34 protein-coding genes are annotated in these 25037 nt (G+C 44.7%); 28 read left to right on the top strand and 6 right to left on the bottom strand.

What is annotated here, in order from left to right:
• Positions 1-210, top strand: coding sequence for a DUF951 domain-containing protein (locus ASG16_RS00630; RefSeq protein WP_007720174.1), 210 nt, complete (start codon positions 1-3; stop codon positions 208-210).
• A 114-nt stretch (positions 211-324) separates the two neighbouring features.
• Positions 325-1104, top strand: coding sequence for an Ig-like domain-containing domain (locus ASG16_RS00625; RefSeq protein WP_056495754.1), 780 nt, complete (start codon positions 325-327; stop codon positions 1102-1104).
• A 228-nt stretch (positions 1105-1332) separates the two neighbouring features.
• Here ASG16_RS00625 and ASG16_RS00620 read toward each other — a convergent pair whose 3' ends face one another.
• Complete coding sequence (locus tag ASG16_RS00620) at positions 1333-1419, bottom strand: YjcZ family sporulation protein (protein ID WP_017246824.1); 87 nt, start codon at positions 1417-1419, stop codon at positions 1333-1335.
• Positions 1420-1775: 356 nt separating this feature from the next.
• Here ASG16_RS00620 and pepF point away from each other — a divergent pair, with 356 nt between their 5' ends.
• Positions 1776-3686: an oligoendopeptidase F gene (gene pepF, locus ASG16_RS00615; protein ID WP_056495757.1), complete on the top strand. Its 1911-nt coding sequence runs from the start codon at positions 1776-1778 to the stop codon at positions 3684-3686.
• Between the two features lie 67 nt (positions 3687-3753).
• On the opposite strand, the gene ASG16_RS00610 is transcribed toward pepF, so the two are convergent.
• The 4 genes from ASG16_RS00610 to relB form a co-directional block, all read right to left on the bottom strand.
• Positions 3754-4377, bottom strand: coding sequence for an NAD(P)-dependent oxidoreductase (locus ASG16_RS00610; RefSeq protein WP_056495760.1), 624 nt, complete (start codon positions 4375-4377; stop codon positions 3754-3756).
• 260 nt (positions 4378-4637) lie between these two features.
• Positions 4638-6086, bottom strand: coding sequence for a recombinase family protein (locus tag ASG16_RS00605; RefSeq protein WP_241970665.1), 1449 nt, complete (start codon positions 6084-6086; stop codon positions 4638-4640).
• A 2-nt stretch (positions 6087-6088) separates the two neighbouring features.
• The gene (locus ASG16_RS00600) at positions 6089-6715 is read right to left on the bottom strand and encodes an ImmA/IrrE family metallo-endopeptidase (RefSeq protein ID WP_056495766.1); all 627 of its coding nucleotides are present in this window, start codon (positions 6713-6715) and stop codon (positions 6089-6091) included.
• 87 nt (positions 6716-6802) lie between these two features.
• Positions 6803-7297, bottom strand: a complete 495-nt coding sequence (gene relB / locus ASG16_RS00595) for a type II toxin-antitoxin system RelB family anti-toxin (RefSeq protein WP_126435511.1) — start codon at positions 7295-7297, stop codon at positions 6803-6805.
• A 59-nt stretch (positions 7298-7356) separates the two neighbouring features.
• Here relB and ASG16_RS00590 point away from each other — a divergent pair, with 59 nt between their 5' ends.
• The 22 genes from ASG16_RS00590 to ASG16_RS00490 all read left to right on the top strand — a co-directional run bounded on the left by ASG16_RS00590 (position 7357) and on the right by ASG16_RS00490 (position 22344).
• The gene (locus tag ASG16_RS00590; RefSeq protein ID WP_056495772.1) at positions 7357-7614 is read left to right on the top strand and encodes a hypothetical protein; all 258 of its coding nucleotides are present in this window, start codon (positions 7357-7359) and stop codon (positions 7612-7614) included.
• A gap of 13 nt (positions 7615-7627) precedes the next feature.
• Complete coding sequence (locus ASG16_RS00585; protein WP_056495774.1) at positions 7628-7810, top strand: hypothetical protein; 183 nt, start codon at positions 7628-7630, stop codon at positions 7808-7810.
• A gap of 196 nt (positions 7811-8006) precedes the next feature.
• Positions 8007-8321: a hypothetical protein gene (locus tag ASG16_RS00580; protein WP_241970661.1), complete on the top strand. Its 315-nt coding sequence runs from the start codon at positions 8007-8009 to the stop codon at positions 8319-8321.
• A gap of 57 nt (positions 8322-8378) precedes the next feature.
• On the top strand, positions 8379-8927 hold the full coding sequence (locus ASG16_RS00575; protein WP_056495780.1) for a hypothetical protein: 549 nt from the start codon (positions 8379-8381) through the stop codon (positions 8925-8927).
• Positions 8920-9351 (top strand): hypothetical protein, encoded by a 432-nt coding sequence (locus tag ASG16_RS00570; RefSeq protein ID WP_056495783.1) that lies wholly within the window; start codon positions 8920-8922, stop codon positions 9349-9351. The genes ASG16_RS00575 and ASG16_RS00570 overlap by 8 nt, the downstream gene beginning before the upstream one ends.
• A 51-nt stretch (positions 9352-9402) precedes the next feature.
• The gene (locus tag ASG16_RS00565) at positions 9403-9645 is read left to right on the top strand and encodes a hypothetical protein (RefSeq protein ID WP_056495786.1); all 243 of its coding nucleotides are present in this window, start codon (positions 9403-9405) and stop codon (positions 9643-9645) included.
• Positions 9629-9850 (top strand): hypothetical protein, encoded by a 222-nt coding sequence (locus ASG16_RS00560; RefSeq protein WP_056495790.1) that lies wholly within the window; start codon positions 9629-9631, stop codon positions 9848-9850. Before ASG16_RS00565 ends, ASG16_RS00560 begins: the two co-directional genes overlap by 17 nt.
• Before the next feature lie 202 nt (positions 9851-10052).
• Positions 10053-10175: a hypothetical protein gene (locus ASG16_RS31465; RefSeq protein ID WP_255344490.1), complete on the top strand. Its 123-nt coding sequence runs from the start codon at positions 10053-10055 to the stop codon at positions 10173-10175.
• Positions 10176-10277: 102 nt separating this feature from the next.
• A complete protein-coding gene (locus ASG16_RS00555; RefSeq protein ID WP_056495793.1) occupies positions 10278-11177 on the top strand; it encodes a YqaJ viral recombinase family nuclease in 900 nt (299 codons plus the stop codon).
• Positions 11178-11189: 12 nt separating this feature from the next.
• Positions 11190-12080 (top strand): recombination protein RecT, encoded by an 891-nt coding sequence (gene recT, locus ASG16_RS00550; protein WP_056495796.1) that lies wholly within the window; start codon positions 11190-11192, stop codon positions 12078-12080.
• 209 nt (positions 12081-12289) lie between these two features.
• A complete protein-coding gene (locus ASG16_RS00545) occupies positions 12290-13204 on the top strand; it encodes a DnaD domain-containing protein (protein WP_056495799.1) in 915 nt (304 codons plus the stop codon).
• Positions 13089-13952 carry an ATP-binding protein gene (locus tag ASG16_RS00540; protein ID WP_082517316.1) on the top strand — a complete coding sequence of 288 codons (864 nt, stop codon included), beginning with the start codon at positions 13089-13091 and terminating at the stop codon, positions 13950-13952. The genes ASG16_RS00545 and ASG16_RS00540 overlap by 116 nt, the downstream gene beginning before the upstream one ends.
• 16 nt (positions 13953-13968) lie before the next feature.
• On the top strand, positions 13969-15363 hold the full coding sequence (dnaB, locus tag ASG16_RS00535) for a replicative DNA helicase (RefSeq protein WP_056495804.1): 1395 nt from the start codon (positions 13969-13971) through the stop codon (positions 15361-15363).
• Between the two features lie 193 nt (positions 15364-15556).
• Positions 15557-15715 (top strand): DUF6906 family protein, encoded by a 159-nt coding sequence (locus tag ASG16_RS30790; protein ID WP_167385124.1) that lies wholly within the window; start codon positions 15557-15559, stop codon positions 15713-15715.
• Between the two features lie 2 nt (positions 15716-15717).
• Complete coding sequence (locus ASG16_RS00525) at positions 15718-16200, top strand: RusA family crossover junction endodeoxyribonuclease (RefSeq protein WP_056495809.1); 483 nt, start codon at positions 15718-15720, stop codon at positions 16198-16200.
• A gap of 20 nt (positions 16201-16220) precedes the next feature.
• The gene (locus tag ASG16_RS00520; protein WP_056495812.1) at positions 16221-16928 is read left to right on the top strand and encodes a hypothetical protein; all 708 of its coding nucleotides are present in this window, start codon (positions 16221-16223) and stop codon (positions 16926-16928) included.
• A gap of 212 nt (positions 16929-17140) precedes the next feature.
• Positions 17141-17344: a YopX family protein gene (locus ASG16_RS00515; protein ID WP_056495815.1), complete on the top strand. Its 204-nt coding sequence runs from the start codon at positions 17141-17143 to the stop codon at positions 17342-17344.
• A gap of 109 nt (positions 17345-17453) precedes the next feature.
• Positions 17454-18176, top strand: a complete 723-nt coding sequence (locus ASG16_RS00510) for a glycosyltransferase (RefSeq protein WP_056495818.1) — start codon at positions 17454-17456, stop codon at positions 18174-18176.
• 142 nt (positions 18177-18318) lie between these two features.
• Complete coding sequence (locus ASG16_RS00505) at positions 18319-18795, top strand: ArpU family phage packaging/lysis transcriptional regulator (protein WP_056495821.1); 477 nt, start codon at positions 18319-18321, stop codon at positions 18793-18795.
• Positions 18796-19202: 407 nt separating this feature from the next.
• Positions 19203-20282 carry a DNA sulfur modification protein DndB gene (locus ASG16_RS00500; protein WP_056495824.1) on the top strand — a complete coding sequence of 360 codons (1080 nt, stop codon included), beginning with the start codon at positions 19203-19205 and terminating at the stop codon, positions 20280-20282.
• A 52-nt stretch (positions 20283-20334) separates the two neighbouring features.
• A complete protein-coding gene (locus tag ASG16_RS00495; protein ID WP_056495835.1) occupies positions 20335-20829 on the top strand; it encodes a hypothetical protein in 495 nt (164 codons plus the stop codon).
• 219 nt (positions 20830-21048) lie between these two features.
• Entirely contained in the window at positions 21049-22344 is a 1296-nt protein-coding gene (locus ASG16_RS00490; protein WP_111914334.1) for a site-specific DNA-methyltransferase, read from the top strand.
• On the opposite strand, the gene ASG16_RS00485 is transcribed toward ASG16_RS00490, so the two are convergent.
• Complete coding sequence (locus ASG16_RS00485) at positions 22334-22636, bottom strand: hypothetical protein (RefSeq protein WP_133257441.1); 303 nt, start codon at positions 22634-22636, stop codon at positions 22334-22336. The genes ASG16_RS00490 and ASG16_RS00485 overlap by 11 nt on opposite strands.
• A gap of 101 nt (positions 22637-22737) precedes the next feature.
• On the opposite strand from ASG16_RS00485, the gene ASG16_RS00480 reads away from it, so the two are divergent.
• The 3 genes from ASG16_RS00480 to ASG16_RS00470 all read left to right on the top strand — a co-directional run.
• Positions 22738-22971, top strand: a complete 234-nt coding sequence (locus tag ASG16_RS00480) for a hypothetical protein (RefSeq protein WP_056495843.1) — start codon at positions 22738-22740, stop codon at positions 22969-22971.
• A 215-nt stretch (positions 22972-23186) separates the two neighbouring features.
• The gene (locus ASG16_RS00475; protein ID WP_056495846.1) at positions 23187-23810 is read left to right on the top strand and encodes a putative phage terminase small subunit; all 624 of its coding nucleotides are present in this window, start codon (positions 23187-23189) and stop codon (positions 23808-23810) included.
• On the top strand, positions 23791-25037 hold a 1247-nt coding region (locus ASG16_RS00470; protein ID WP_111914332.1), incomplete at its 3' end, for a terminase large subunit domain-containing protein. The genes ASG16_RS00475 and ASG16_RS00470, both read left to right, overlap by 20 nt.

Raw genomic sequence — 25037 nt, 5'->3', positions numbered from 1 at the left:
ATGGAGCGTAAGCAATTTGGACTGGGGGATGTCGTACAGATGAAAAAGCCACATCCATGTGGCACGAATGCGTGGAAGGTCATACGCATGGGCATGGATGTGCGAATCAAATGTACGGGGTGCGATCATAGTGTGATGATTGGGCGACTAGAATTTGAACGCAAGCTGAAAAAGATACTGATTCGCGCGGAGGAAGAACCGCAAGCATAGACCATATTTCTTTGATCAACCCATCTGTCTTTTTCTACAATGCCTGTAAACGATGAAGCGACGCGTTTATATGCTTCCGGAAGCGGCTTTGTCGTTTTAGACGGGAGGGGTTCGATGAAAAAGATGAGTGTTCGGTGGTTTCAATGGGTAGTAGTGCTTGCGCTTTTCCTACTTCCATCACAGGGAGCGTGGGCAAAGTCGGCAAACGAATGGGGAGTGAGAATATCCCCGGCTGACAAATCGGCGGAAATTGACCCGGATCAAATCATTACACTGACGTTTTCGGGGCCGGTTTCGTTAAAAAGTGGGCAAGAGCTCTCTGACAAGTCTGGTCTTTCGATCATTTCGCTCACGGATGCGAAAAAAAAGAAGGTTCGTTTTACGGCAAAATGGAACCAAACAGATCGAAGCATGACGATTGATCCGGTAGGAAATCTGGAAGCAGGGGCGTCCTACCGAGTAAGCTTGTTGGCCAAAAAAGTGAAGGATCGGCGAGGCAATTTGAATCCAGAGCTAACCAGCACGTTTCAAACGAAAAAACCTGTGGATAATATCGCTCCACAAGCAGTCATATTGCCCGGTCACGGGGCCAAAAATGTAAAGCTCCAGGATAAAGTGACACTCCAGTTTGCAGAAGAGATTGCTTTGGTTGGTGGTGGTGTCCTCTCCAGCAAAACGGCCGGGCCATTAGTTCGTGTGACAGATGAAAAAGGTGCTGTCGTTCCGCATACCATTACGTGGAATAAAAGCAAGCGGATGTTGTCTGTGAAGCCAAAAGGAAAATGGCAGCCACATATGAGATATCAGGTAAGTCTCATTGCGGGTCTGGTAAAGGACACAGCAGGTAATGTAAATCAAGCGCAGTGGATAACTTTTCAGACCGGGTCGAAATAATCGAAGCATGTGGGTAAAAAAAAGGATGCAGCCAATAGAGGCGCATCCTTTTTTCCTTTTTTTCCTTTTGTACGATCAAATGTATCTCCCGGTGATGGTACTTAGGTTATGACTGATCATTATCCCTAGGCTACATTGCCTTGGCTATGATCTATGTGGAATTGGAGAAGGTAAGGATGCCGAGGATGCAAGCTTACCTTCAGATAGGCTGGATGGCAGCGGAGTAGGTTAGTCGCAGTCGCAACCTACGATAACGAGAAGGATGAACAGAACCAAGATCAGCGCGAAATCGTCGAAGCCATTAAAGATACCCACTTGCTAACACCTCCTACCGTAGTTTCAATACTCATGCTATGTAGGAACCCACAACGGGGTATAGGCGGATGCCCCAGTTCCAAGAAAATAAGTTATGCACAGCATATCCACAGAAAATGTGGACAACTTTTTACAAAGAAAAGGAGTGTCTGCAAACGTTGCAGGGAATAAAAAGTTGTTAGTAAATACTTATCCACAGACTTATCCACAAAAGGTGATTTTCTCTGGATAAATTGACGGTTGTTATTGAATATTTGAAAAATTTTTATTAGTAAGAAGGAATTTGGCAGGTGAAAATATAATTACACACTTATAAATTTGGCAAAAATAGATAGAAGAAAAGGGGCGATTGAGATTTGAAGAAGCAAGTATTTGCATCAGTTACGGCTTTGGCCATTGCATTGTCGACAGTATCCGTACCATTCATTCCTTACAGCACGCAGGCGGTAGCTCTTGCTGCTGAAAAGCCTTCTTATCAAACTCGCGCTGAGATCCCAGATGCGTACAAGTGGAAGCTGGATCATATTTATCCGACTGTTAAGGAATGGGAAAAGGATGTTGCTAAAGTTGAATCTTTGGCAAACGCTTTCACAAAGCACCAAGGCAAGCTGGGTACATCTTCTGCTGCGATGCAGGCGGCATTCGATGACTATGTTGAATTGATGCGTTTAAATGACAAAGCATACGTGTACGCAAACATGTCTCTCGATGTAAACTCCGCGAATCCTGATCTGCAAAAGCTGGGAGACCGCGCTGAGAAAATGTACACGCTTGTCACGGAAAAAACCTCTTGGGTACAGCCTGAAATCGTTGCGATTTCCGATGACAAAATAAAGAGCTTGCTGTCCGAAAAGGAACTGGAGCCTTATAAGCTGTTTATTGAAGACATGCTGAGAACGAAGCCGTACTCACTCTCCGCGGATATGGAACAGCTCTTGGCAAAATCGTCTCCGTTGGGCGGTGCACCGACTAATATTTACAGCATGCTGTCCAAAGACGTGAGGTTCCCTAAAATCAAAGATGAGACAGGCAAGGAAGTTCAGTTGACTCGTGCCAATTTTATTTCCTATATGGAAAGTAAAGATCAAAATGTGCGTAGAGAAGCGTTCAAGGCGTACTATGGTGCTCTGATCGATTTCCAAGACTCGTTTGCATCGACGTTGGCTGCCAAAGTAAAGGGTGACAATTTCTACGCAGCGGTACGCAATTACGATTCTGCGCTAGAAGCTAGCCTGACACCGAACAACGTACCAACGAAAGTGTATGATGAGCTGATTGACACGGTGAATGACAATTTGCCATTGCTGCATCGCTACATTTCCTTGAAAAAGAAAATGCTCGGCGTGAAGGAATTGCACATGTACGACATTTACGTGCCGATCGTTCCATCTGATGACAAATATATTTCCTTCGAGGAAGGAAAGAAAATTGTAGTTGACGGGTTACAGGTAATGGGTGATGACTATGTGAAGGCAATGTCTGACGGCCTGGATGGCGGCTGGGTAGATGTCTACTCCACTGATGACAAGCGCACGGGTGCTTACCAATGGGGTGCTTATGATACACATCCATATGTACTGTTGAATCACCAAGGTACGCTCGATGATGTGTATACCATCGCCCATGAGATGGGACATGCCATGCAGTCCTATTACACGAACAAAAACCAGCCTTACATCTCGTCCAACTATCCAATCTTCACGGCAGAAGTGGCTTCTACCATGAATGAAACTTTGCTGTTCAAGAGCATGTACGCGAAGGCGAAGACAAAAGAAGAGAAGATGTATCTCTTGAATCACTATCTGGAAAACTTCCGTTCCACGCTGTTCCGTCAGACGCAGTTCGCGGAATTTGAGAGAGCGATTCACGAGAAGGAGCAAGCAGGGGAATCTCTGAATGCGGAAGCGATCAAGAAAATCTACCTCGACATCAACAAAAAGTACTACGGAAAAGACATGGTTTCCGATGAGGAAATCGGTATGGAATGGGCACGTGTGAGCCATTTCTACAACTATAAATACTACGTCTATCAATACTCGACGAGCTTTGCCGCTGCACAAGCATTAGCGAAGCAAATCATGGATGAAGGTCAGCCAGCAGTGGATCGAGTTCGCAAAAACTTCCTCGAAGCGGGTAACTCTGCTCCGCCAATCGAAGTGCTAAAAGCAGCAGGTGTGGACATGTCCACGTCTCAGCCAATCGAGCAAGCCATGGAAATTTTCGAAGAGACATTGAATGAGCTGGAAAAGCTGGTAAACGAGAAATAAAGACACGACTGAAGCAAAACAGGCTCCCTACCACGACGGATAGGAGCCTGTTTTTTTCCTGTATGCATCAATAGGCAATGCCGACTCGCGACTGTATGTATTCGGAACTAGAAAGCTGCTGATACGTAAACTCGGCCGTATCGGGCACGGAAATTTGCATCCCATCTACAGGTAGCTGGTGGGCTTCGACCCGGTAAATCCCCGTATACTCGCCATCAGGCAAATAAGTCGGACATACAATGGTCCAATCGAGCCCAGACTGTTCCAAGAGCGAGTATACCTTGTGATGTTCCTCGGCAGCACGCGTCAATTTTTGTCTGGACTCACTGGACTGATAGCGGAGCAGGTCAGGAGAAACCCTGCTTTTCAAGATGCCGGCGGTGCCCACCGTAATAATGCGTGAAACGCCTTCTCGCTTCATTGCTTCAATAATATAGGGAGTTCCTTCAGATAACGTCGTCGCTTTATCTGTCCCAAGTGCGCTAATGACCGCGTCAACTCCACGCATGGCGGATGCAACATCCTTTTGATCGAGAACATTTCCGGTCAAAACGTGCAGATTTTCAGCAGCCAGATGAAGAAGCTTGTCTGCGGAGCGAACGAGAACGGTTATTTCATGCCCATCTTTTAATGCATAGTCGAGGATATGGCTTCCTACACGACCAGTGGCACCGAGAAGTAAGAGCTTCATTTTTGTAGTCACCTCGTTATCTTTCCTTATTACCGTAGCAAACAGATTCTGTTTGTCTAGTCTAGCATTTCTTTTTTTGTCCCACCACCTGGAGCTAAGATGAGCACAGGAGGAGACAAGTAAAAAAAGCTTCCACAAGGAGACAATTGTAATCTGAAAACCAAATCTATATACTTAAAAGGATATCAGGATGATGATAAGGGAGTGTATATAGATGGGTGCTTCTTGCGGGATCGTCGGTCTCCCTACAATCCGAGTAGTTAATCAGCATACCAGGTAATTACCACTTCAGATGCATTCGAAATATTTACATGATGAATGAGTTGCCGAATTGCATTTTTAGATTTCATACGGTCGAGAGACAATACATCATCAAGTAATCGTTTCACTTTCTGTTGGACGATAACCCCAGCGTTTTCCTGCTCCGATTTTTCCATTTCCTTTAGCTGCTCAAGCAAATGTTGTCGATCCTTTTCAATTCTTTCCTTGGCCTTTTTCAAATCATGAGCTGTAATCAAATCATCCTCATAAGCTTCAATCTGTCTTTGAGCTTTCAAATCCAATTTACGAAGGCGATCTTGAATGGAAGCTTTGTCAGCTCGCTTCTCCGAATTTGTTTTAGCGACGGTTATTTCCAGATCATTTGGATCGGCAATTGCAATTTTTTTGATTTCACCTATAACAGTAAATTCCAAGTCATCACGCAGAAGGTGATGGAAGTAGCAGCCACCTTTTTTCATGTAAGTATTGCATACATAGCGGAAGTATATATTTTTCCCATGCTTCGAATCTTTGCGTCCAACCATCTTTCCGCCGCAATGAGTGCAAACAAGTAGTCCTGTTAAGAGGTAATTTGTTTCGTCGACATATCTACTTGCAGATTGTTTGCGGGATTGGAAAATTTTTTGGATAGCATCAAAGGTATCACGATCCAAGATCGGTTCGTGGTGGTTTTCTATGCGAATCCATTCTTCCTCGGGACGGGTTAAAATCCGTGTGCCTTTCCGGTATGTACGATTGTAAACAAAATCCCCAACAAGTGTTTCTCGCTTTAACAGTTCACGCACAACTCTATCTTGCCACTGGTTACCATCCTTAGTTGTTATGCCTCTTTCGTTAAGACGTTTCGCAATTTCCCATGCCCCACGTCCTTCCAATGCCCATCTTGCCATTTGGTGAACAGCTAGTGATTCTTCCAGATTTATTTCTAAAGAGCCGTTCTTCACTTCGTAACCAAAGCAGGGCCTTGAAATGATCTTTTCGCCTTTCCTCGCGATTGATCGCATGTTATCTCGGACACGTTCAGAAATACGCTCACGCTCAAATTCTGCCACCATACCGAGCATTTGAAGCGTCATCCGACCGGCAGGGGTTGTCGTATCAAATGCTTCAGACGCAGATACATAACTACAATTGTGTTTTTCTAAATAATCGATCACTGAAAGTATATCGAACAGACGGCGCGAGAGCCTGTCTAATTTAGTTGTAATGATCAATGTGTATTTTTCCGTCTTTACATCACTTAGCAGGCGAGCAAGTTCGGGACGACGCAAATCTTTGGCGGAGTATCCGTCATCTTCGTAGATAGTAGGAGCAGGCCATCCCATTGCTTTACAATAAGAATTCAGACGATCGCGCTGCTCGTCAAGAGAAAATCCTTTTTCAGCTTGTTCTTCGGTACTTACACGTATGTAACCAGCTATACGCATACTCACTTATAAACGACCTCTTTTTCCTTTTTTCGTTGTATGGCTACCCTGAACATTTCTTTTGCTTCGTTACACCTATTAGCCGGATCGGCTTTCTGATACAAACTTCGATGGTAGGAAAGGAGTTTAAGATCATTTTTTGCTTGAATGATTCGACTTTTGATTTGATTATAACGCCGTAAGGCAAGTGAAACCGTAACATTGAACACATGTGCCCAATAATTAACGATATTCTTTTCATACAACGGCACCTCAAGCTCCCGCACCATAAAGAAAGGGATCGCAGCATACTGCTGAAACAGAGATGCTTGTGTTTCCTGAAGATCACGAAATGTTTTAGGTAACACTTTCTGATTTCCAACATGACGGAGTGGGTGGCAAAGCTCATGAAAAAAATGGGATCGTTGAACAGGTTTGTCTAAACGGCTATCAAGGCTAATCAAAAATTCTCCAGTGTCATCGTCATCCCAATAAGCATGCGATCTTGTTGGTAGATACAAGATTTCCCCACCAAACACCTCAGCGATACGGTGTATGTCAAGGTCGTTAGGTGTATAGATCGAGTGTGTAAAGTACATCTCGTTGATCCACTCTTCGAGAGGGGAAGTTTTGTAGTGTGTATAGTCCAAAATTAAAACCTCCTCAATCAACAAACATTTGTTCGGTTTATCGGTTAAAATTAATGCCCTTTTTAGGGCATGTTTGTAGATTAGTTGCTATTTTCCTTTGCGTTCCTTTGCTTTCCGTTCTTTCATTCTCCTAAATAGCTCTAGGCTTTCTTTGAGGTAGTCCATTTCTTCCTCATCTAGTTCTTCCACTCCGCCATCGATAAAAGCCAAGCCTTGGACTGGGGCGTTCTCATTTTGAGGAATCCTTTTTGCTGTGGATGAGAGGGTGCTAGTTTCTTCTAAATAACCAGCTTTTTTAATTAGTTCATTGTACTCTATTCCTTTGAGATATGGAGCGAGTGATTTTAGAGTCTCAATACTGGTTTTGTTTGTTCCAGCCTCAAGCCGATTGATCGTGGAGTGACTCACCCCTGATTTTTCGGCAAGCTCTCGCTGACTCCTATATCCACTTTTTTCTCTCAGTTCAGCAAAGAAAATACCGAACTCTTTTAGGTTCATAGTCACATCACCATCCTCATCATAACAAAAAATGTTGCATTCATGAAACGTTTTTTGTATCATACGTGAAATTTGTTGTTGCAAGCATGTTACGACCGTGTTAAATTAATTGTGTAACAAGCGTGAGACAAGGGGGTGCAACAGTGAAGGTTCTTTTAAAACCCGGTGTACTTGATGATCTTAGGCATAAGTTGAAGTTTACTGACAAGAGATTTGCTGAATTCATAGGTGTTTCTAGAAGTCAGTTATGGCGTGCAAAACTTCCCCCAAGTGATAAACGCTTTTCCCTTGGAGAGGATTTTATCGCTAAAGTACTGTCAGCTTTTCCAGATCATACATTTGAAGACATATTTTTTTTGGATGATCTGTCACATTCGTGTGACAGCGGTGTTCCAGCTTGAAAGGAGTTAACTCATGAAAAAACAACGTCCACAAATCCGGGTTGTAGGCCACAGGGTTGTAAGTCGCAAAGATCCAACAAGGGTGCTGGGGGATCGCCCAGAAGATTTTCCATACTTGGTCGCGGCGTGTAAGGCTGCGATCGCAACGATGACGACCGATGAGGTTCACGTAGTGAAGAGGGTGGTAAATCAGTGAACTACTCCGAAATAAAGGCCCTGTATGAAACCACCAGCACCAAAGAAGCAAACGATCTGCTTTAAGAAGGCTGGACGCTATACGACGTCGAGAAGAAAAACGGACGGTACACGTTCCTTTTGGTGAAGCTGTAAAACTGCTCCGGGAAAAACCACACAACTGCATAGAGCGCCGAAGAGCGGGAGCGAGCGATGATATGAGCCGCGCCATAATACATTCCACCATTTCGCTGGGTAAGGGTGAAACAAGGTCAGGTGGGGTCACTGCTAAGACTCGACGCTGCATGCAGTTGTGTGATGAAAGTGAGGTGATCAATTTGGATAAACTCGATCATTTGGTTAAAAGAATTGGCTGGTACACCAAGAAAGTCAAGGAATCAGCAAAATGGCCACGAGAGAAGCGAGAACGTCGGCATCCTAAGCTTCTCGCTTACAAAGAAAAATTGCATGAACTGATCAGCAAAAGAAAGCCCTCGGCTCATATGGTTGCCGAGGGGGAGTCTGGAAAGTGAGCTTGGATTCATTGTACATCGAAAAAAGAATAACGCTGGTAAGGATGGTGCGAACACATGAGCGACTTTGGTAGACAGTTAGGTCAGTCACTTCAAGAGGCTGGCATGACACAGTTAGCTTTCGGCTTTGAAGCTAATGTAAGCCGAGAGGCAGTTTCTTCATACACCACGGGAAGAATTATGACGCCGCCCGATGTTAAGTCGAAAGCTGTACAAGTGACAAACAATCCGTTCTTAGCCATAGCAGCCGCTTATGAATCGACATCAGGTACAAGCCCAATCCTTTTGGACGGCGACAATGTGGAATTAAATAGGCATACAGTGGTAGCTAAAACGGTTGAGGAAGTCGAGGAGCTGCTACTAGCCATAAGGCGGGCCCAGCCCATCCTTTTAAAACCGCCGTCCACATGGAGTACATCAGAAAAGCATCAGATTGAACACTTGATCCAAGAGACATTGGACGTGGTTACATCCACAACACACATGGCGGCGGTGATCACAAAAGAATCGAAGTTAGGCTGGATAGCTCAATGGACGAAACACAAAACAAAGCTTTTGAGCAAAGGTTTTATAAAAGTAATGAAAGGGGCAGGACGTCATGAGTGATCAGTACATGGTTTTTGATAAAGAGCAGTTGTTCATAGTAATTGGAGCTTTGGTAAAAGAAAAGGTCAGGCTTGATCGTGAGGGTGATGAATGGCAAGGCAAACGAATAATTTCAACAGCAAATACACTGTTTGAAATGTACTGCGGTAAGCCTGGTTATTTAGACGAAGAACAGCTTGAACAAACAGCAAAAGCATTGGAAAGAGCAGTCGAAGAAGGTAGGGGATTGTCAGACAGCAAGGCGTCAGAAGCTTTGTGGCTTGCTTCTCGACTACGTCAGATAAAGGCAAAGCGGGAGAGTCGATTTTTTAAAGCGCCTTATGTAATGGTGAAGGGCAAGCGGAAAGCGGTTCTCTTGAAAGCAAGGGAAGTTGCAGCATTCCTGAAATATGAAAAAACCGCCCGCGACGAACGGACGGCTTAGAAAAACACTGTATCAGAAGAATACCACAACTGTGTAGAGGAGGACAAGCCCATGAGTAAATCGCTTTTAGATAGAGGCATTATCGCAGTAGAAAACATTGATTCGAAAGGGGATCGCTGGGCCGCATTTACGGCAAACGGAAGTTTGAAAATCAGCGAATTCTCCAAAGTGACTGAGGGGCAAGAGGTTATCTTGCAAAACTGGGACGAGATTGAGCGTCTACGCAACTTTCTAAATAGCTTGAAACCAGTAAAACAGCCAGAGGAGGTTGTGATCCATGCAGCAACTGCTTGATTTTCCGGAGCACGTCGAACGGACAGAGCCGAACAGACAGCGGCAATTGGAACCCTTAGCTTTTGATGTTGATGACAGCGGGCTTGAATGGACGGTACGGGATGTTATCGAAGAATTGGAGCTTCTTGTTGAGGGGAAAGCAACGATGAATCACGAGGATTTCGTAGAGGGGATAAGGGAACAGGCAAGACGCTTGATAAAGTAACGCGGGCTTCGGCCCTGCGTGGAAAATTCGGCTGACCTTTCAAAATCTGAGAGTCGCACGTGAGCTGAGTTTTCCACGGAGGTTCGAACCTCCAAGTAATACATAGCGAGGTCAAGACGTGGCGTAGGCAAGGAACTACAACGGCTGCCGTAGAGGTTGGGACGGCGGCGCCTCGCGACTAAATCGAGAGGAGGTGTGAAGAGTGGGGCAAGTGGCAGAAATGATTCTATCTGGTTTGCTTTGCCAAGTATGCGGGGCATATATGGACGATTTTGAGGAACCTGGACATCCAAGAACTTGCGAGGATTGCCAAGAAGAAAAGTAAAAGACCCAGCGTTACAGCGCTGAGTCTTCGGTCTTAAAGCACGATTGGGAATCAAGTTAATCGTAGCTTATCAAGTGATTTAACACAAGAGGGAGTGGTTCTGTGGGAGCTTTAAAACTGGTCTCCACGGACAACATACCGTATCAAGAATGGCTCCAGTTGAGAAAAAAAGGCTTGGGCGGATCAGACGCTGGCTCTGTCGCAGGATTTAGCAAGTATCGTTCTCCGATTTCCGTTTGGCTCGAAAAGACGGGTAAGGTTGAGCCCTCACAAGAGGAATCACAAGCAGCTCGGTTTGGGCGAAAGCTAGAACCAGTTGTCGCTGATGAATTTGCAGAACGAACTGGATTAAAAGTCGAGCCAATTCATGAAATGCTCCAACATCGAGATTATCCATTCATGCTGGCTAACCTCGATAGATTGATCTACGAGAACGGGAAACAAGGAGTCTTAGAGTGCAAGACTGCTGACAAATACTTTGCTTCCGAATGGGACGACGAAAAGATTCCCGACCATTATTACTTGCAGGTTCAGCATTACCTCGCTGTAACTGGCCTACAGTTCGCCTACATCGCTGTTCTGATCGGCGGCAATGATTTCCGTCACAAGCGTGTTGATCGGAATGACGAGGTAATTTCCCATCTTATCAAAATCGAGTCTGATTTTTGGCGACTGGTTGAAGAGGATATTCCCCCAGCGATGGACGGGGCTGAGACAACAGCGGATATGATCAAGCAACTTTACCCAGAGTCTAACGGGCAAGAAATCATTCTTCCCAATGAGGCTATGGAGTGGCTTGACCAGTATCACAAAGCAGCAGCAAAGATCAAGGAATATGAACTGCTGAAAGCTGAGGCACAAAACAAGATTATGTACGCCATGAAAGATTACGCCATTGGTTGGATCGGTGAAAAGAAAGTTACGCGGTCCGTGATCGCTGAGAAACAAATAAGCTTTGTGAAAAAGGCACATACACGGCTTTACCTACCAAAATCATCATAGGAGGTCGAATGGATGGGGAACCCGCAAGATATGGCTGGAAAGCTTGCCGAACGAACAGGCAACAACTCTCCTGAGAAAAAGGAGACAACGATTTTTGATCTGATTGAATCCAGAAAGAACCAATTTGCTCAAGCCGCTGGGAACAACATGGATGTAAACAAGTTCCTACGGATCGCAACATTCTGCATTAGAACAAACCCTACGCTCATGAAATGTAGTGCTCCATCGCTGATGTCAGCATTGATGCAGTCGGCTCAGCTTGGTCTTGAGCCAGGAGTATTAGGACATTGCTACTTAGTCCCTTTTTGGTCAAACAAATTAAAGTCTTTCGAGGCTACATTCATTATTTCGTACAAGGGCATGATTGAGCTGGCTAGACGGAGCGGTAACATCCAATCAATCGCTGCTCGAATTGTTTATGAAAATGATGAATTCCAATTTGAATACGGCTTGGAAGAAAAACTGACTCATAAACCATGCGTAAATGGCGAAAGAGGCCAGATGAAATTGGTTTACATGATCGCTCATTTCACTGGTGGGGGTCATTACATCGAAGTGATGAGCAAGGCGGAAATCGATACGGTCATGATGTCCTCAAAGTCGTATGACAACAATAAAAAACAGGCAACAGGTCCATGGAAAGACCACTATGAGGAAATGGCAAAGAAAACGGTTATCCGTAGAGCTTGGAAGTACTTGCCTATCAGTGTTGATGATGCGCGTGTAGTCGAACAAGAAGGCACTGTGAAACATGAGATAGCAGAAGATATGTCAACTGTCGCTTGGATTGATGCGGAAGCATACGCGGTTGAGGAAGTGCCAGAGCACCAAGATGCAGATAACCAGCAGTCGGGGTCAGCGACAAACAATGATAATCAAGCAGACTTATTTTCCCAAGGTTAGATCGGTGGGGTGAGTCCAAATGAAAGGTCAAGAATACGAGCTTCGGTTCATGCGCTGGAAGGTCTCAAAAACCTTCTGGCGCGATGGTCAACGTTGGGCGCTACTGAGGTGCATCAATAAAAGAAACCAGCCTCCCTGGGAGGTAACAGTGACTTTTCTGGAACTGGTTCGGGATCGCAAAGTTTCATAAGGAAGGAGGGGGACATGGTATGAGAAGACCGGAAGTATTGGAACGGATACGACCCATTGGTGGAATCCAAAAAGTCGGGCCGCTTGGATTCATCATGATGCAGGTGCTTGAATTGCGCTTTCTTGAGCTGAATCAGCAGTGGACTTTCGATATGACCAATGATGAGCTGATGTTCCTAACCGGGATCAAAAATAGAGAAACGCTAAACAAAAATCGGAACACCCTTTTACAGCTCGGAATACTCACAAGCTACAAATCTCAAAAGGGAAAATCGGGTGGAACATACACCTTAAACGAAACTTACTTCCCCAAGTTGTCAAACAAGTACGTCGATCAAACTGACAGGTTTCCTGACAACTTAGCAAACCTGTCAAGCAACCACGTCGATGAAACTGACAACCTACCTGACAGGTTGCTTGACAACCTACCTGACAACTTTCCTGACAACCGAGTTTCTTTTATGAAGGATAGAAAGATAGATAGAAGGATAGATAGAGAGATAGAAAATGTTGAACCTGATACTTGGTTTCAAATTTGCGATTTATGGCAGTCCATGTTTCGGGGAATGTCTGCAATGGATCGAGAACGCTTGTCCAGTTATCAAGACGATGATGGCATGGCTCCAGAAGTCATTCTCGCTGCCTTAGAACACACCAAGCAAGAGGCCACCGATAGCCCGAAGAATTACCTCTGGAAGACCTTAAACAATTGGGCAGAAGCAGGTGTAAAAGTGGTAAGAGACGTGATAATCCATGAGCGTGAGAGGAAGCGGAAGAAGGTTGTTCCCCTTCACGGATCAGAAAGTGGAGGTGTGGTAGATGGAGGCAATCAACAGCGCTCTTCAAGAGTGGCAGTTGGTGCTCGACAAACTCAAGCACCACCAAGTGCAGCAGACTTCCTCCGTAAACGAGATCAAGCAAAAGCCAGTGTATGAGTGTAAACGGTGCAAAGACCAAGAGGGGTATTTGGTCCTAATAGCTGGTACACCAATGTACGAACAGTGTAAGTGTCGGGACAAGAAACGGCTTCAAAAGATTTTACGGTCCTCGAACATCACGGAAGATTTTCAGCGGAAAACGTTTGGAAATTTTGTTGATTGGTCTGGAGATCAGCGTCACCTAGAGTTGTATCAAAAGGCTTATACGTATGCCAAGGACTTCGAGGAAATACGGCACAAAGAGGAAGGTCATTCACTTGGTTTAGTTGGCGCGTCAGGTTCTGGGAAGTCACATGCCGCCTTTGCCGTTGCCAACAATCTCATGGTGAAGAAAGGCATTCAGGTACTCTATTTCAATTTCGTAAATGGCTTCAAAGAGATGTTCAGTCGCTATGACGCTGGATCATCAGATGTTCAACGGATTCGAGAAGGTCTTCAGATGGCAGAGGTGCTTTTGATAGACGACATTCTGAAAGGGAAACCGGATGAAAGGAAAGGGTATCCCGAAGTTTCAAAGGCAGTTTACGACGAGATGTATGGACTGATTGAGTACAGGCATTTTCACCACAAACCAACGATATGGACATCGGAATATTACTACGAGTTAATACCTGCCCTTGGAGAAGCGACAGCGAGCCGCCTATTTGAGATGAGTAGGCCAAACATAGGGAAGGCGCTCTATACGCCAGACGAAATGACTGCTGGGGAGATAGGGAAGCTGAACTACAGATTACGCGATTTATGAGATCGAAGGTGAGACTTTGTTCGAAGAGAGACTACCACCACAAAATGTACAGGCAGAGCAGTCGGTGCTTGGCGCCATCTTTCTCGCCAAAGACGCGTACGAAACAGCAAGCGAAATCCTACAACCAGATGATTTTTATAAAACCGCGCATGTGCGAATTTTTGCTGCCATGGCTGGTCTCTTTAACAAAGGCGAGCCGGTTGACCTCGTAACCGTGACAGCGGAACTACAAGACAAAAAATTACTGGATGATGTAGGCGGGGTTACATACCTGACAGATCTTGCGGGTTCGGTACCAACTGCCGCCAACATTGATTATTATGCTCGAATTGTTCGGGAAAAGGCTGAGCTACGAAGAATCATCAAGACTGCAACTCGTATTGTGGCAGACGGGTATGACGCTGAATCATCTCAGGAACTTGTTGCAATAGCTGAGCAGCAGTTTTCAGAAATTAATGAGCGTAGTAGGACAGGTAATGAATTCATTCCGATTCGAGAAGTCCTGGTTGAAACCTACGACAAGATTTATCTGCTTAGTACCCAAAAGACAGATATAACAGGTGTTCCTTCTGGATATAGGGAGTTGGACGAATTAACAGGTGGCTTCCAAAAATCTGACTTGATCATCCTAGCAGCACGACCCTCCGTAGGGAAGACAGCTTTTGCATTAAATGTCGGACAGAACGTAGCGCACGCTGGTGAGACTGTGGCGGTGTTCTCACTTGAAATGTCGGCCAGCCAACTGGTGCAACGAATGCTTTGCGCAGAAGGTTTGATCGATGCTCAGAAACTGAAAGTCGGAGGGCTGGAAGAGGAAGACTGGGAGAAGCTTACGAAAGCAATTGGGCTATTAGGGAATGCCCCCATATACATTGACGACACTCCCGGAGTAACCGTCCATGACATTCGTACAAAATGCCGCAAATTACAGAAGGAAAAAGGACTTGGGTTGATCCTGATTGATTACTTGCAATTGATTCATTCCAAGACAAAGGCAAATCGTCAGGAACAAGTCTCTGAGATTTCAAAAGCGTTGAAGAACTTAGCCCGTGAGTTGAAAGTGCCAGTCATCGCGTTGTCACAGCTTAGCCGTGGCGTTGAGCAGCGGCAGGACAAGCGTCCAATGCTTTCAGACATCCGAGAATCGGGTTCGATCGAACAGGACGCCGATATCGTTGCTTTTCTTTACCGGGATGATTATTACAACAAAGAGTCCGAGCAAAAAAATATCGTCGAAGTCAATATTGCTAAACATCGAAACGGTCCTACTGGAACTGTGGAGCTGGCGTTTTTGAAAGAGTTCAACAAGTTCGTTGATTTGACCCCGCGTCAGTTGTCCATTGCTGATGTCCCCCAGGAAGTTGAAGACGAGGAAGAGGACAAGGACAAGGACAAGCCATGGAGGAGCTAGCCAAAGGGCTGTCAGGTGAAATTCCAGTAAAGGTACCAATTCCTCAGCAACTACAGTTGATACAAAACGATAAAGAGCGGTCAGCAGCAATGCGCCAATGGTGGAAAGCTTACACAGACAGGTATCCGGAATTTAAAGCAGATCGGTCGGACAAGGATTTCGTTTACATAGTGAAACGGGGAGGAGAGCAGACATGAAGCAAGGCAAACGCCCAAACAGGCGGCAAAAAAAAGAATTGGAAGCACGTAATTTAAACCCAGCAAATTGGCTGGTCGAGCGCGATAGCACGACAGAGCTAGTTTTAATCCATCGTTTCTCCGGTAATACAAAGACGATCAAGAAAGGGGCATAAATGTGCAACGGCTGATTATCCCCTTGCTGATGGAGAAGAGACGACGCAATAAGAAGACGAAGAAAATGGAGAATGTCTGGGTCGTTCCTTCTTGGAACCATTTGTACACCATCGTCAAGAATAAGCCAACTCTCGGGAAGTGGGGAGGGATTTACAAACAGCTTGTTGCTGAGGCTGCTCTTGAATGGGCCATGGATAACGATTGGGTGATGATTGAGACCAGAAAGGTAATTCTTCGCACATGGATTTTCTGGAATGATGCCAGAGAGAAAGACTGCCATAACACTGATAAAGCTTGGGCAGATGCTTTTGAAGGCATCCTCTACAGAAACGACAGTCAGGCATTAATTCAGTATATGGATTTTCAAATTGATCGGGGTAACCCACGTATCGAAATAGAGCCGATAGTTGGTGGTCTGATCCTAAGAGACACGTCAGCACAAAAAAACGAGCCATCAGAAAATCAGATGGCCATTGAATTCTAATCCAAGGGAGAGTGTGGAAAATGAGCAATCAAGCACAATTTACGGCAATGGTAAAGAAAATGGCAACGGATGATAAAAAAATGGTTTTGAGTTTGGAGCTAGTCGGTAACATTGAGCCAACTTCACTAGTGAAATTAGTAGATATGATCGGGGACAAAGTGACTGTAAATCTTGGCAATCCACAAATGGCTATGGAGTTTGACGAGAATGAAAGAGAAGAACTTCGCGGTTTATCCGTCACAACCGATCAGTATGGAGTGGTAACTCAAGTTAGCGGAAACAGCGAGGAAGACAACAAAGATACTGGTGACCTGGAGAAGGAAGGCGACGAATCCTCTGAAAACGAGGAAGGATCTGAAAACACCTCGATTCAAAGGGAAGACTCGGATAATAACACACCTGATCCAGAGCAGCAAAGCCAAGAAGAAACCGATGACAAAACGAGTGAAGGCGATCAGGAGGAAAACAAACAAGATGATGCTGTTACCGCAATCGACAAGGATAAACTGGTGGCATTCATCTTGAGCGGACAAGCCCCAGCGTTTGAAGAAACGGAGTATGACTTCCCCGCATTGCTTGCACGAAAACAAAATGGCGAAACCTGGATTAAGATTGCATCTTCGATCGGCACCTCTTCTTCCAAACTACAAGCGGCCTGGGCGAAATACAAGAAACTCGTTACTGAACATATGGCGAAGCAAAACGGTGAGGAACCGGGGGCAGCGTAAAGCCGCTCCTCTCACCTAGAAAGGCGGGATCATATGACAGCCGTTAAACCAGCGCCAAACCATCCTTGGAGACGAAAATTTATAGCGACAAGTCAGGAAAACGAATATATCAAGCAGTCCATCGTTAATCCACAGGTGAACAACTGGAAAATAGGCGGAGCATTGCCGCCCTGGAATGGGAAGAAATAAGGCTACTCTGGATAACGGCGTCCATGACTACCAAAAAGTTCGTGGACGCCTCCATACACACGAACAGGAAGGTCTGGAACGGCTATGTCATGTTCACAGGCGATTGCCAGTATGCGTTGAAGGGAAAGACTGTATTGGGTAATGACGGATATCTTTTATTCACCCAGATTTACCTAAATAAGTGCGAAGTCATGGGTAACATCTACGATAACCCTGAGCTCCTATAAGGTTCATAACAAAAGAGAAAATTGTATGTTCTCCATGTAGAGTTGTACCTTTCCCTCTTATAGGAGTTTGCATAAAGTATATACAAACTTTCAAAAAGGGGGATGAGCGATGAGGAAAAATAAAAACAGCATTCGTGGCGGAGTTTCCATTATTACTTGCACGAATCGACCACATTTTTTTAATAATATCATCGCTAATTATAAGACCCAGTTGTTTCGGGTAAAAGAGTTGGTAATTGTGATTAATAAAGATAGCATGAGCTTGGAAAAATGCCGAAAAAAAGTGCGGGGATATAAGAACATTTCTATCTACAAAGTTCCAGAAAGGGTCTCTTTGGGCAGATGCTTAAATTATGCGGTCAGCAAAACGAAATACCAATTTATCGCAAAGTTCGATGATGACGATTACTACTCACCATATTATTTAAAACAGCAAATGAATGATCTTCATCGTACAGGAGCTGACATTGTTGGGAAGCGGGCATATATGGCTTATCTCGAAGCAAGAAAGCTACTAATTTTACGTTTCCCTAAACAGCAGAATAAGTTCGTAGGGGCGCTTGCAGGGGGAACCATATTATTTAGAAAACGTGTATTCAAACGTGTACGTTTTGCTAACGTTTCACTAGGGGAAGATGGAAGATTTATAAGAGCCAGCCGAGCAAGAGGCTATAAAATTTACGCTTCTGCTCCTCGTAATTACATTGCGGTTCGTAGAAAAAACAAAAAGAGTCACACATGGACCGCCGGAGACAGATATCTAATGTCGGGAAGTCGGGTTCTGGCGAAATCGATTCGGTTACGTAAACTCTCTTCCCGAAAAATAATCTAACGCACTGGCATTGTCTAAGAAGCAGATGAACAAGATTAGGAATCAACATAATATTTCAAAAAAATAGCCCCCAGTAGGGAGCCCGTATATATGTTCGGCAAAAACATTATAGCATGGGCTGTCACGAGGGGGAATTGGAAAGATGAGCGCACAATTAGATTTGTTCGTTAATGCTGAAGACAAAGAGAGAGCGCGTGCGCTATTAAAAGCCTACCCATCGATGAAAGCTGCCGTGGAGATTTACACTGTTGAGAAGTATTTCCCTGAGCAGTACGACTTCACGGATATAGATATGGCAAATATCGAGGGAAATGGCACGAGAGGGGATATTGATGGGCGTGGTACTCTACATGACGTTGTAGGCAACACAATCATTCTCAGGGAAGAACGTCCGTTGATGATCCGCAACTATGAGCAAAAGTGCATGGCAATTGAAAGAGCAGTAGGGGCACTTCAGATAGAAGGACGGGAGATCATTCGGAAATGCTTCTTCGAACAAAAACGGGATAAGCAAATCTATGAGTTTGAGCTACGCTTGCCAAAGAGCACCTATGACTTTCACAAGAACAGAGCAATTGATAGGGTGACATTCATCCTCAAGGCGGCTACCATTATCTGAGCCGTCTTTTCTATTGGGCATTTTTCGTACAAAACCTGAACCTTTCTTGTACCAAAACTAGGCTTCACCACTGTTATTATGAGAGCATAAAATATTGTGAATGAGCCACTTGGAGCAATTGACCAGGTGGCTTTTTCTATGGAGTGATGGGGTTGAGGAGCTACTATGCTATAAGTAGCTCCTGTCAGGCATCCTAATGATCATAATTGCAACGAGCGTAGATAGGCTAGGTGTGCAGCATAATAAGTTGCATTGCTAGCGGATTGTGCGGGCTGGTGAGATTAATAAGAATTAGTTCGTTAAAATTTGAATAGAGTTGGTAATAATTTTGATATTGGAATAACACTGTTCGTATTTTAATATAACTATTGCTACGTACTAACAACTAAGAAGGGAACATAATAAAAATGTCTGATGCAATTAATCTTAATTTTACTGGTGCAAAAGGAAATCAGTTTGGGAGAAAAACATATGTTACGATGGTACCGTTTAGGTCCCTCGATAGATTTTTCAATGTTTTCCCAGAGGTACAAAGAAGTATCAATCATAAAAGGGTTAAGAGCATTGCAGATTATATATTAAAGGGCTTGTCTGGTGATAGTTATTCGTTCTTTAGTGCACTTACAGTTTCTTGTCGAGGGGAAATAGGATATGATGAAACATCAAAGCAAGTAATTATTGATATTGATTCGTCTTTATCTGTGAACGATGGGCAACATCGACTCGAAGGAATTAAACTAGCTCTGAAACTGTTGAGTAAAGAGGTAGATGCTGCAACTGGAGAAGAAAAGAAGCGGCTTACAGAAAAGTTGAACTACTTTAGACAAATGACAGTTCCTGTCGTCATTTATTCTGATATGACAATAGAAAGTGAACAACAACTCTTCCACGACCTTAATTTGCTAAGTACAAAGCCAAATAAATCAGTTTCTTTAAAGTTTGATAAAATTGATCTTTACAATCGCATGGCTAGAGAACTCGCGTCAGAAAATGATCATCTAAGAAGTATTGGGGTAGAGAGCGAGAAGGCAACATTAAAAGGTAGAAATAAAAAATTCATACTCCTTTCAACTTTGAGAGAGGCAGTAAGTTATATTGTCTGTGGGGCTGTTAATGATACTGATCAAATACTTAATGAAGAAAATTACGATTCGACAAAGGAAGTTGTCAATGAGATTTTAAATGAAGTTTTCAGCGCTATTCCTACTGATTGTAACGATAGAAGCAAATATATACTTGGTTATTCTGGGGCCTTTCAAGCAATAGGAAAGTATATTTATTACATTCTTAATAAAGAGAACATAGTAAATGTAACTGATTATATTGCTGGACTGGGTAGTATTGATTGGAGACACCAATCTAATATTTGGGTTGAATTTGGTGGTAAATATGATGAGAACAGAAACCGAGTATTTTTCAGTGGAAATGGTAGTGGGATGAGCAATATTTTCAAAGCTCTAAAGAAGTATGGAAAACTCCCTATGTAATTTTCGAAAGCACCCATGTGGTGCTTTTTCTTTTGGAGGTGGGTGAAATGTAGTGCGCCAGTATGTCGACTCAGTAACAGGAGAAATATACTACACGGAGGAAGTGCTGCGCCGGTCGGACGAGATTGTAAAAGTATTTCGTCCAGTTGGTCGCAGCTCAAAATTCGTAAAGATCAAAGCCAGCCAAAAGGCAAAGCGACGGCTCAGAAAGCTGTCACTCGCTGAGGCTGGTTTTTTGTTGAAGATCGCACCTTATGCCAGCGAGGGAACTAACCTCCTGCAAGGCGACAATGAGCGCGGACAAAAGGGGACGCCACTTACCGTCAAAGAACTTGCCCGCATTGCAAACTGCTCCTATCCTACAGCACGCAAGATCGTGAAGAAATTCATGGAGCTCCACGTCATGCGCCGAACCGACTTGGAAGGACGGTCAGCATTAGCAATCAATCCCCTGTATTCTCTCAACGGGAAGACAGCAGAAGCGTGGCTCCTGCACCTATTTAGCCAGGAGATCACGGAGGCAGGAGAAGACCCTAATTTGGACTAGGGGGTCGCCAGAAGCCAATAGCCAGCCAAGCTTTGAGGCTCTAAGTCTTAACCCCATTTTTTGCGGTGAAACAAAACATATACTTTTCTGCTGGAATAGTAGTCATTTGATTACACCTGCAAAACACGGCACCAGCCCAACTGCATCAAAGCATACAGCAATTTTAGAGCTGGCAATATTCTTTATTCTTACTTTATTGCCACGAAGGAGCTGAACAGCATGGACATACGGAAAATATCAGTCTCTAAAATTAACCCGGCACCTTATAATCCGCGATTAGATTTGCAGCCGGGAGACCCCGAATATGAGAAGCTGAAACGATCCATTCAAGAGTTTGGATACGTGCAACTGCTCGTCTGGAACGAGCGATCGGGGAACCTCGTCGGTGGACATCAAGGATTCAAGATACTTGTTAATGAATTGGGATCCACGGAAGTTAATGTTTCTGTTGTGGACTTGGATGACATCCGAGAGAAAGCCCTCAACATTGCTCTAAACAAGATCAGCGGTGCTTGGGATGAGGAGATGCTCGCCCAGGTGTTGGCGGAGCTGCAAGAGAGCGATTTGGACGTAGAGCTAACAGGTTTTGACCTGGAGGAAGCTACAGACTTGATCAATGAGTACGTTACTATTGAGATAGATGAGCCAGTCAAGGAAGATGATTTCGATGTTGAGAAAGCATTAAACGATATCATTGAACCGGAGACGAAGCTAGGGGATATCTGGAGACTCGGGCGGCACATTCTGATGTGCGGAGACGCCACAAGTCAGCAGGATGTGAAACGGCTGATGGATGGTCAGCGGGCAGCTCTGGTAGTGACGGACCCTCCTTATAACGTTGCGTTCAAGAGCGATTCAGCAGAACTTGCTTCAGACGGCAGAGAAAGCATCATGAATGATGACATGCCCATGGAGCAATTTGAGGACTTCCTTCAAGCTGTGTTTGCAAATTATGCATCAATCATGGACCCGAAAGCAGCAATCTATGTTTTCCATCCTTCTAGCTATCAGCGAGAATTTGAGAACAAGATGAACGAGGCCGGAATAGTATCACGCACCCAGTGTATTTGGGTTAAGAACGCTTTTTCTTTGTCATTTGCTCAATATAAGTTCAAGCATGAGCCAGTGTTCTATGCTCATCTTAAAGGGCAGGCTCCAGCATGGTACGGAGACTATAAGCAGACCACAGTTTGGAAATCAGGATTACCTTCACTCATTGAAGAACCGGAGACAGTCTGGGAGGTATCGCGAGGGGATGTAAGCAAGTACGTCCATCCAACTCAAAAGCCATTGGAACTGTTGGCCATTCCAATAGGAAACAGCAGCAAGAAGGATGACGTGGTGGCTGACTTTTTCGGAGGCAGTGGATCAACACTGATGACCTGTGAACAGATGGGGCGTATCTGTAGAACAATGGAGCTTGATCCGAAATTCTGTGATGTCACCAAGCGACGTTACTATGAAGTGACGGGCATTGAACCTGTGTTGCTAACGAGACAAAGCGCTAGAAAATAATATCGATTTCGATATCGGGCCACGCTTCTTTTAGTGGCAGCCCATTTAACTTAACAAGAGAGAGCAACTCATCTGGCTGTTTTGTAGTAATGACACTATCCTCGTCATAGTAACGTGTGAATGAATAACCAAACGGAGTGTTTGTTATTGAGTATCTGTTGCTATTATAAATAAACTCGATGTCACGACCTGATCTTATATCTTCAACGAATTGATCATATGTGTAAGGCGTCATAGCAGGCACTTCCTTTCTAAATATAAGCAAAAGGGAGACGCGCGAACGTCCCCCCATGCAACCAGGTCACCCCGGCTGAGATAGTGGAAACCCGTGGCCACGGAACCTCATAGCCACTATCTCATTTTCCATTTTACAGGAAAGCCGAGGGTGCCACAATGAAAACAACTACAGAACAGTCTTCTCCTGAATCTATTGACCTTCTATTGCAATATCAAATCGAAGTAATGGAAGGCATCATGGAATCGAAGGATCAATACAGGAAAGTTGTGAAAGCAGCCATTGCAAAGTGGGTTAAGGATTTCCAATCAGGCCATATCGAGATCAAGACAGTAGATGACCTGAAAAAGCTGATAGAGTTAGACATTGAGCTGCAAAAGGATGAAATTTAGTCTCCTTTTAGCCAAATGTAAATGATTATGCCCAATGCAATTAAAGTCTCTACCGGATGTTCTTCAATGTAGCAGCCAAGCAATATTAGCACACTGAGGATAACGATAAATTTAATCAAACGGATCACCTCCCTTCATAAAGAGGTGACCCCGGTAGACTTTTTTTCTGTTTTTTGAAAACAACCCCATGAAGTGGTGAGGTGGTGGTCATGTAGATGGCGAGGAATCCTGAAAAGAAAAGATGCAAAGCAAGGAGTAAGCAGCGCGACGAGCAATGCAAAAACTGGGCTAAGCCCGGCTGGGACGTCTGCCGTTTCCACGGTGCTGGAGGCGGCGCACCAGAGCGTAATACCAATGCAGTCAAGACGGGCGAATTCCAATCGATTTGGATGGACGCCTTGACTCCAGAGCAAGCAGAGGTGCTTGATAGGATCAACCTCGATCCAGTGCAGCAGGCGGATGAAGAAATCCGTTTGTTTACATGGCGTGAGCGCGAAATGATGCTCCGCATTCGTGACTTGAAGGATGGGCTAACAGAAAAGCAGCGGCGTGTTCTTCAACAAAGAGTCACCACAAAGGAACCAGTGCAGGTTCATGACGATAAATCTGGGAAACAAAAGATGATGGTGATTACTCGGGACGAATTGGTCACTACGGAAATTGAAGAGACAGAGTATCGAGCGATTGAAGATATCCTGTCGCTTGAGGAAGCACTGACCAGAGTCCAAGACAAAAAATTGAAGGCAATACAGCTCAAAGCACAGTTGTTGAGCAACGGCGGCGGTCCTGAAAAGCAGATCACCGTCCGGAGGTGGTCGCGTGACAAGTCTGGAACTTGACCTCGATCCATTCGCGGATTGGACACCTCATGAAAAACAAATTGAAGTCATGGAATGCGATGCCCGAAACGTAGTCATGAACTGCGGTCGTCGCGGTGGGAAAACGAACGTGGGAGCGCGGAAGTTTTTCGATAAAGTCCTATCAGATATTGAGGCAGACAAAGGTTTGCCATACAAGCCCCCTCGAAACCTAAAAGTGATGAAGAAGCCCAAGCCAAGGCTTGAATATTGGTGTGTGTCTCCGACATATTCCATGTCAGAGATTCAGCAGGAAGAGCTGGGAGCGGTCATTCCAGAGGAAATGATCGAGAGTTGGGATTTATCTAAGAATCGGGTGTGGCTGAAAGGGTACATTCTCATTCAGTTTAAATCTGCCGACAACCCGAAGACGCTAGTCGGTAAAGGACTGGACGGCGTATGGCTTGATGAGGCTTCCAAGATGAAGGAGCAGACTTGGAGCGGATATCTCTCTTATGCTCTTGCTGATAAAGGCGGCTGGAGCGTTTGGACGACTACGCCTGAGGGAATGAACTGGTTTTATCATGACATCGTATTGAACGGGCAGCACACGCAGGCAGGCGGTCAACTGGACGAATATCGTAATGACCCTGAATGGTGCAATTTTTACTGGACGAGTAAGGACAATCCATTACCAGAGTTGCAAAAGAATATTCAGCGCATGATTGAAACCATGCCCAAACGATATGTGGACCGGGAGATTTTCGCCCGGTTCGATGTATTTTTTGGGCAGGTTTATGAAGAGTTTAATCGTTCGATTCATGTCGTACCGCGCGCGCTTTGCGAGCAGAAGTTCAAAGACGGACATTTTGTTCACATTGAGGCAGGCAAGGACTGGGGCTTTACAAACCCCGGTGTTACTCTCGTCGGGGCAATGACTGCCAATGGCGAGTTGTGGATCGTGGATGCGATCTATAAGGCTCAGATGGAGATTCTTGTTCCCGGCAGTTCAGATTGCTGGGTGGCTCAAGACAAGGAGCTCATGAAGAAATGGAGAATCAGCCGATTCTGGTGTGACTCAGAGAACGCCAGCAACATCAAGACATACCTGACCAATGGTTTGCCAGCTAAAGCAGCTCAGAAGCACTTGAAAGAAGGCATACGGGCTGTCTCCACTCTGTTCAAAGTGAAGAGTGACAACGGTAGGCCAAACATTTTCATTTCCGATCATTTGAAAGAGGTCATCCAAGAATTGACGAACTACAGATA

This window comes from Brevibacillus sp. Leaf182, from assembly GCF_001423865.2.
GTDB classification, from domain to species: domain Bacteria; phylum Bacillota; class Bacilli; order Brevibacillales; family Brevibacillaceae; genus Brevibacillus; species Brevibacillus brevis_C.
The sequence above is the reverse complement of the archived record's forward strand: the minus strand, read 5'-3'. Positions and strand labels throughout refer to the sequence as shown.